Source organism: Bacteroidota bacterium (assembly GCA_016183775.1).
In the GTDB taxonomy this organism is placed as follows: Bacteria; Bacteroidota; Bacteroidia; order JABDFU01; family JABDFU01; genus JABDFU01.
Window position 1 is genome coordinate 1 of the sequence record JACPDY010000077.1, and the last position, 7,698, is coordinate 7,698.

General features: G+C 40.1%; 7 protein-coding genes. 5 read left to right on the top strand and 2 right to left on the bottom strand.

Going from position 1 to position 7,698, the window contains the following annotated elements; all coding sequences use genetic code 11:
* Positions 1-159 precede the first annotated feature (159 nt).
* From lon to HYU69_09655, 4 genes are all read left to right on the top strand, one after another.
* A complete protein-coding gene (lon, locus tag HYU69_09640) occupies positions 160-2,637 on the top strand; it encodes an endopeptidase La (protein ID MBI2270599.1) in 2,478 nt (825 codons plus the stop codon).
* A 786-nt stretch (positions 2,638-3,423) separates the two neighbouring features.
* The gene (locus tag HYU69_09645) at positions 3,424-3,741 is read left to right on the top strand and encodes a nucleotidyltransferase domain-containing protein (protein ID MBI2270600.1); all 318 of its coding nucleotides are present in this window, start codon (positions 3,424-3,426) and stop codon (positions 3,739-3,741) included.
* A 27-nt stretch (positions 3,742-3,768) separates the two neighbouring features.
* Positions 3,769-3,990, top strand: coding sequence for a hypothetical protein (locus HYU69_09650; GenBank protein ID MBI2270601.1), 222 nt, complete (start codon positions 3,769-3,771; stop codon positions 3,988-3,990).
* Between the two features lie 10 nt (positions 3,991-4,000).
* Complete coding sequence (locus tag HYU69_09655) at positions 4,001-4,288, top strand: type II toxin-antitoxin system YafQ family toxin (protein ID MBI2270602.1); 288 nt, start codon at positions 4,001-4,003, stop codon at positions 4,286-4,288.
* A 33-nt stretch (positions 4,289-4,321) separates the two neighbouring features.
* Here the strand turns inward: HYU69_09655 and HYU69_09660 are convergent, their stop codons facing one another.
* Positions 4,322-6,475, bottom strand: a complete 2,154-nt coding sequence (locus HYU69_09660) for a glycosyltransferase family 39 protein (GenBank protein ID MBI2270603.1) — start codon at positions 6,473-6,475, stop codon at positions 4,322-4,324.
* A gap of 416 nt (positions 6,476-6,891) precedes the next feature.
* Here HYU69_09660 and HYU69_09665 point away from each other — a divergent pair, with 416 nt between their 5' ends.
* A complete protein-coding gene (locus HYU69_09665; GenBank protein ID MBI2270604.1) occupies positions 6,892-7,455 on the top strand; it encodes a 2'-5' RNA ligase family protein in 564 nt (187 codons plus the stop codon).
* Positions 7,456-7,489: 34 nt separating this feature from the next.
* Here HYU69_09665 and HYU69_09670 read toward each other — a convergent pair.
* The coding region (locus HYU69_09670; GenBank protein ID MBI2270605.1) for a hypothetical protein at positions 7,490-7,698 on the bottom strand (209 nt) is incomplete at its 5' end.

Consider the following 7,698-nt stretch of genomic DNA (forward strand, 5'->3'; position numbering starts at 1 on the left):
ATTTTCTACCAAGATTTCGCTCCTAACGGAGCTATTAAAATCCTGTAGGGATGGAATCTTGGTAGAAAAAAATAAATAATTTTTAAAGCCCTGTAGGGGCGACATATAACATTTCAAATAGATAAATTTTAAACAGTTTCTTAATAAAATAAAATAATTATGGATAAAGGTTTTGATTTTGAAGGGTTGAATTTATCACAGGTGGTTGACGACGATACGGAGTTTATTCCATTGCTCACATCCGAGGACGAGGATGTGATGAACGCGGAGAAGATCCCTGACGTTTTAGCTATTCTTCCTTTACGTAATACTGTTCTATTCCCGGGTGTTGTTATTCCGATAACTGTTGGCCGGGATAAATCCATTAAACTTATTAAAGAAGCTTTCAAAGGCGGACGTATCATTGGAGTTGTATCTCAGAAAAATGATAAGGTAGAGGAGCCAACATTGGAAGATCTTAATAAAGTGGGAACAGTAGCGCATATCCTGCGCATGTTCCAGATGCCCGATGGAAATACAACAGCCATCATCCGCGGTAAAAAGCGTTTTGAAATAAAAGAGTTGACAGAAACCGAGCCTTACCTGAAGGCTACAATTAAGCCATTTGAAGAGATAAAACCCGCTAAAGGCGATAAAGAATTTGAAGCGCTTGTTTCGACTGCAAAGGATCTTGCCTTACAGGTCATTAAACTCTCTCCGCACATTCCTTCGGAGGCGGGCTTCGCTATCCGCAATATTGAAAGTGCATCTTTTTTGGTGAATTTTATTTCATCAAATATGAATGCTCCTGTGATTGAAAAGCAGAAGATGCTTGAAGTTGCGGATCTGAAACAGCGTGTCAGCCTGTTGCTTGAGCAATTGACCAAGGAGCAGCAAATGCTGGAATTAAAAAACCAGATACAAACCAAAGTTAAGGTCGATATCGATCGCCAGCAGCGTGAATATTTTTTGCAGCAGCAGATGAAAACCATCCAGGAAGAGTTGGGCGACAATGGCAATGAGCAGGAAATAGATGAGATGCACAAACGTGCAAAGGATAAAAAGTGGAGTAAAGAGGTTGCGAAAACATTTACTAAGGAGATCAATAAGTTAGAGCGCATGAATCCGAATGCGGCAGAGTATTCGGTGCAGATGAATTACCTGGAAGTGTTGCTCGATCTGCCATGGGACACATATACTACCGATAAATTTGATTTGAGAAAGGCTTCTAAAATTCTCGACCGCGATCATTTTGGTTTGGAAAAAGTAAAGGAGCGTATATTGGAACACCTTGCAGTATTGAAATTGAAAGGCAATATGAAGGCGCCTATCCTTTGCCTGTACGGCCCTCCAGGTGTAGGTAAAACATCATTAGGGAAATCGGTGGCCGAAGCATTGGGAAGAAAATACGTTCGTATGTCGTTAGGCGGATTGAAAGATGAATCGGAGATACGCGGACATCGTAAAACATACATTGGCGCTATGCCGGGACGTATTTTGCAAAATGTAAAAAAAGCCGGCACCTCAAATCCTGTGTTTATATTGGATGAGATCGATAAAGTGGGAAATGATTTTCATGGCGATCCATCTTCAGCTTTGCTGGAGGTATTGGATCCTGAGCAAAACAGTACCTTTTACGATAACTATGTGGAACTTGATTACGACCTGTCGAAAGTGATGTTCATTGCAACTGCAAACTCGTTAAGCACTGTTCAATCCGCTTTACGCGATCGGATGGAAATCATTGAAGTGAGCGGTTACACGGTAGAGGAGAAGATAGAGATCGCGAAGCGCCACCTCTTGCCTAAGCAACTGGAAGAACACGGTGTTAAGGCAAAACAGATCACATTGAGCGATGCGCTCATTGAAAATATAATTGAGAACTACACACGTGAATCGGGTGTGCGCGGATTGGAAAAACAAATTGCGCGTATTGTGCGCTATGCAGCAAAAAGTATTGCGATGAACGATACGTACAAAAGCAGTCCGAAAGAAGCTGACCTTGCAAAAATACTGGGACCTGCTCATGAAAAGGATAAATACCAGGGTAATGATGTAGCTGGTGTTGTAACAGGACTTGCATGGACACCTGTTGGCGGGGATATTTTATTTATTGAGACCAGCCTGAGTCGTGGTACCGGAAAACTTACGTTGACCGGTAACCTGGGCGATGTAATGAAAGAAAGCGCCACCCTCGCATTGGAATATTTAAAGTCACACAGCAGTATTTTAAAACTCGATCCGAAGGTGTTTGATCAATGGAACGTACATATTCACGTGCCTGAAGGTGCGACGCCAAAAGACGGTCCGAGCGCGGGTATAGCAATGTTTACTGCATTAGCGAGCGCGTTCACTCAGCGTAAAGTGAAAAAGGAAATAGCGATGACAGGAGAAATCACCCTTCGTGGCCGTGTGTTGGCTGTAGGCGGCATCAAAGAAAAGATACTTGCCGCTAAACGTGCCGGCATCAAGGAAATTATTTTGTGTAAAGAGAATCAGAAAGACATTGAAGAAATAAAATCATCTTATCTGAAGGGTTTGAAATTTCATTATGTTGAAAAAATGATCGATGTGGTGAAACTTGCGCTCCTGAATGAGAAAGTGAAGGATGCGGTGGACTTGAGGGTGGTGAAGGGGAAGGCTAAGAGGGAAAAGTAATTCCAAAACTATTTCTGTCCCGTAAAATTCTACAATGATTAGACTGACAATATTAATATTTCTTATAATGATGTCAGGCTGTGTAATGGACAGTTTTGACAATAGATTAATAATCGTTAATAATTCGAAATTAGAATATACTACACTTTTGAATTTGGAAATCAAGACAAGCATAACCAAATTTTCACCTCAAATTAAAAGTCTAAATGGAGGCGAGGAAAATGGGATGATAACTTTGCCTGACAGTATTATTAAAACATCAATGTATTATGAATTTGTAAAAAATAATTGCAAATCGTGCAAGAATTATTTAAAACCAAAGGATACAATATCTATTGGTTAACAAACATTAATTGGGAAAAAAGAGTAAAAGAAGAAAAAAGGCTCGGGATATATTTTTTCAAGCGGATACAGTTGAGTTGAATGATTGGTCTGAAATTCAAAGACGGTATAAGATTTTAGAACGGAAGGAATTGACTTTAGATGAATTGAATAGGCAGAATTGGAGAGTAGTATACTCCGGTAAATAATCCTTGGCTTACATTTATCCCAAACACTGCTCGGCAACCATTAAACAACCCCTGTTTTTTGATCCCGTTTTCGTATATTTGTATCCATGTCTAAGATCCGTGTCGGTAATAAACAAAATGCAGTTCTCAATGGGGAGTGGGCGGGTCATGTGCGTCGAAGTTGGAAAAAACTAACTTCCGGAATACGTCGTAATGAATCTAAACGTATTAAACGTGAGGCCATTAAAGAAACTTGTAAAATTTATTTGTAAGGTAAATGAGCAACAAAAAAATATTTAAAACAATCAAATCTACAGTTCAGGCATTTCTGCCTGACGCTAAGGTATTGTTGTTTGGTTCGAGAGCAAGAGGGGATGCCGGTATCGATAGCGATTTTGATGTTTTGGTAATTACAAAGAATGAATTTAAGGACAGGGAGAAAATTAACTGGCAAGGCAAGATTAGGAAGGCGCTTATTAATGCCTTAGATGCACCATTTGATATATTAGTAAATAGTGAGGAGGATTTATCTAAAAAAGGAAAACTACCCGGACACCTTTTACGAACAGCTTCAAAAGAAGGTGTTTTTCTATGAATGATGATTTTTTTGTAACTTTGGAATATGCAAAAGCAAACAGCAACAGTAGACAAGGTACTTGATTTGATCATGAGGTTGGATTACTTTTCCCGTGAAATGGTACTTGATATTCTCAAAAGCCGCCAGATCGAAGAACGGAGAAATGAGATATCAAAAAATGCCCGCAGCGCAAAGGCGGACTTTGTAAAGGGGAAAATAAAGCCTATGACATCCGGAGAAGTTATTGGAAGATTAAGCTCGATTTGATAGTTTCTTTATGTCATCCCGCCGGAAAATAATTCTCTCCAAATCGTTTGAAAAATCTCACAAAAAATTCGTAAAAGGAAATTTTGTTTTGCAAGAATCCATTGCGAAAACAATTCGCTTGATGGAGGCGGGTGTTTTTTCCCCGAATCTCAAATCCCATAAACTGAGTGGTAATTTATACGGATTACTGGCATGTTCATGTGGATATGATCGCCGTATTATTTTCACTATTGAAAAGCATTCAGGACAAGAGGTGGTTTTGTTGATTGATATTGGAACTCATTCGGAAGTTTACTGAGGCTCACAAATAATCACAACCCGAAACCTTTTATCATTTCCCCTGCAAACTCTGCGCTTTCTGCATATATTGGTCAGAAGTGGCTTTGTCACCCTTATTCAGATACGAGGTGCTAAGAATGTAGTAAGCCGAAATATAATTCGGATCGATCTGTATTATAGTTGCCGCGGCTTTTATAGCTGCTTCAAAATTTCCTTTAATGCCGCTGGCAACCGCGAGATCTTCAAGGTAAACAATATTGTTAGGTTCAAGTTCAACGGCTTTGTTTAGCCAGGGCAAAGCATCATCTATTTTATTCATTTGTTTGCCGTAAATCACACCGATCTTATGGTAGGCCATTGCCTCATTGGGCTGCAATTGCAGGCCCTGTTTATACCATATTATGGCAGAGTCCGGTATGTTGGCTTTGGAATAGGCCTCTGCTAAATTAAACAGGCACCTGAATTGATTCGGACGGAGGGCATTTGCTTTCAGCAGATTTTCTTTTGCCAGAACGGGCATGTTGTTTTCCATTTGCACGATCGCGATGTTGTACAGGGCTTCCACATTGCCGCCGCCTTTGTATTGAAAGGCTTTAAGGTAGGCATCCATAGCGGTATTGAAATCGGCACGATTATATTTGTAGGACGCGTTCCCTAACAGCAGCCATGCATCGGAGTTAGTAGGATATATGTTGATCGCGGCATGCAGGTTGTCGATCGATTCGCGCAGCATTTCTTTTCGTTTTAATGTGTCGGGCTCTTTGTCGGATTCTTCTATCAGTAATCCGCCGAATGTGGTATGCGCTTTCGATGAGTTAGGAGATGATTTTACATCGGTTTGCAGTAAAGTGAAATTTGTTTTCCAGGCGGAATTGCGGGTAAAGGTTTTTAATGAGAACAAAACTGAAACTATAGAAATAATGATCAAAGCGGTATTTGCTGTTATTTTGTTTTTATCCAATTGCAGTACCAGCAGGTATGCCAGGGCGATACAGAAACCCAGCGATGGCATAAAAATAAATCGTTCGTTCATCAGCACACCAACAGTGAAAAGTAAATTCGATACGATGGAAAATGTAATGAAGTAAAACAATAGTCCGAATGATAAAATACTTTTCCTGCGAAGCAGCATTACGCCGTACACTGCGAGGCCGGCATTAATAAGCAATGAGGCGATCGTTTTAATAGAGGTGAACCCAACATAAGGAATTTCATTATAATAATAATCGTGTGAAAGGGGGTGGGGTATGAATAATAATTTAACGTAGTACAACCAGGTTAAAACAATAGTGGCATAACGTTGCTCTGTCGTTGCCAATGCGAAAGGATTGTTCAGTACTTCGCTTGATTCCTGGAGAATGCCTGTGGGCGCATACTGACTTCGAATAAACATAAAGAGGACAGATGGAATAACAAATGCCGCTATGCCTATTATGTATTGCTTTTTGTTTGCATCAGTGAATATGTAATAGGAGAGCGGGACTATAGCCAAAAAGGTGATTGTATTCTCTTTTGAGAGCAGGGCTAAACAGTAAATCGCCGCACCAATAAGCAGATCACTTAATTTATTTGTCTTCACATATTTGACAGAAAAAATGAGGGCTGCTGTGGCCAGGAGCATGGCCATTATCTCATCACGGCCTTTAATGTTCGCTACAGCCTCGGTATGTATCGGATGAACTGCATATAATAGTGCCGCGATGAAAGGCCATGTCAGGTAAAATGGCCGGGCGCTTTGCTGTGTGCCGGCCAATAAACTCAATAAATAGAATATCAACACACAGGTCAAAGCGAACAATAATATATTTACTCCATGGCTGTATGCGGGATTTAGTCCCCATAACTCATATTCAATTGCAAATGTAACAAGGCTCAGGGGTCTATACCGGCCGCCCTGTATAAGTGTGCTGCCTCTTGCTCCGAAAAAGCCTTCAAAGGCATCATGGGTCATCAGGTCTTTAATTCCTGCAAATCCTTTTTTTGTGAAATTATTCTCTGTAAGTACTATGGCATCATCGATAGCGTATTTATTCCAAAGTGTATTGGAGTATATGAGACAGGTAATGACAAAAAGAAATATATACGGAAGGCGGGGTGAATAGCGGGGTGCTTCCGTTAATTGGGATTCAAGGTTCTCCGCAACCTCAATTACTTCCGGTTCCGGAGAATTATTTTTATTCTTTTTATGTTTTCCTTTTTTTGTCATTCGGAACAAATCTCTTTATCAGCCTACCTTCAGAATTTGTCCATAAAGATATAGAAACTGTTAAAATGTATTTCAACTATTTAATGCGAATCGGAAGTCAGAAGTCGGAAGCTTGAAGTCGGAAGTCTTCCGGCTTCTAACTCTTAAATACACTTATGCGGAAATTTACCCCGCTCGAAGTATAATTGCTATCAAAGCTCCAAAACGCCAGGTCCAGTGGTGTCTGCCTGTCCGGTAGACAGGCTTTAGTGCTTTGGTGGCCAAAATCCAATTGCCACTAAAGCACAAATTTACTGGTTCCCATTTTTGGTGGATTCAGGGAGCAGGCACGATGATAACTTTTGTTTGTTAATAAATAGCAGAACAAGCGTCATTTCATTCCTTTAAAACGCTGACATTTGCTTGATTTTAACAATATGGCTGAAGTTAACACGAACGAACTTTATTTTTTCGCACTATTAACGCCGTTTAATATTACGGCTGAAGTGGATGAGATCAAGCGGGAGTTCACTGAAAAATATGAAAGTTCACGCGCGTTAAAATCGCCTCCTCATATTACCATTATCCCTCCATTTTTTGCGAATGATGAATTTGAAAGATCGATTGAGAGCAAGGTGAACGTTTTTGTCAGAAATTGTGAGCCCTTTAATGTAAGTCTGAATGGGTTTGGGGAGTTTAATAACAAGGTTATTTTTGTTGAGGTTGAAAAGAATGAGCCCTTGCAGCTCTTTTATACCGCCTTCTCAGCATTTTTTACCGGACTTGGATTTGAGCTGACCTCGATGAATAAATTTTTTCATCCGCATGTAACGGTGGCTTTTCGTGATCTCACCAGGGAAAATTTCGAAAAGGCCTGGCCTGAATTTAAAAAACGGGAGTTTATGGGTCGGTTTTCGGCTTCAAGTATACATTTGCTGAAACATAAAGGGGAGAAGTGGAATGTGGTCAAAGAGTTCTGGTTTGGCGGAACGAAACAATAAATGTGAACTGCCTGATACAGGCAATTTAAGATTGTCAAAGTATTTTATTTCTCTCATCAAACGTACCTCCTTTGCTTTTAATGATTTCAAAAAACGACCGGCCTTCTGTTTTACTGTCGAGCCAACTGATAAAATCGAAATACTGAAGTACTTTAAAGTTTCGTTGATCTTTACGATGGCCTTCAAGAAGTTCATTTCGCAGTGTTTTGAACAGAGTTTTCACTTCAGCGCTCTGGTCATTGG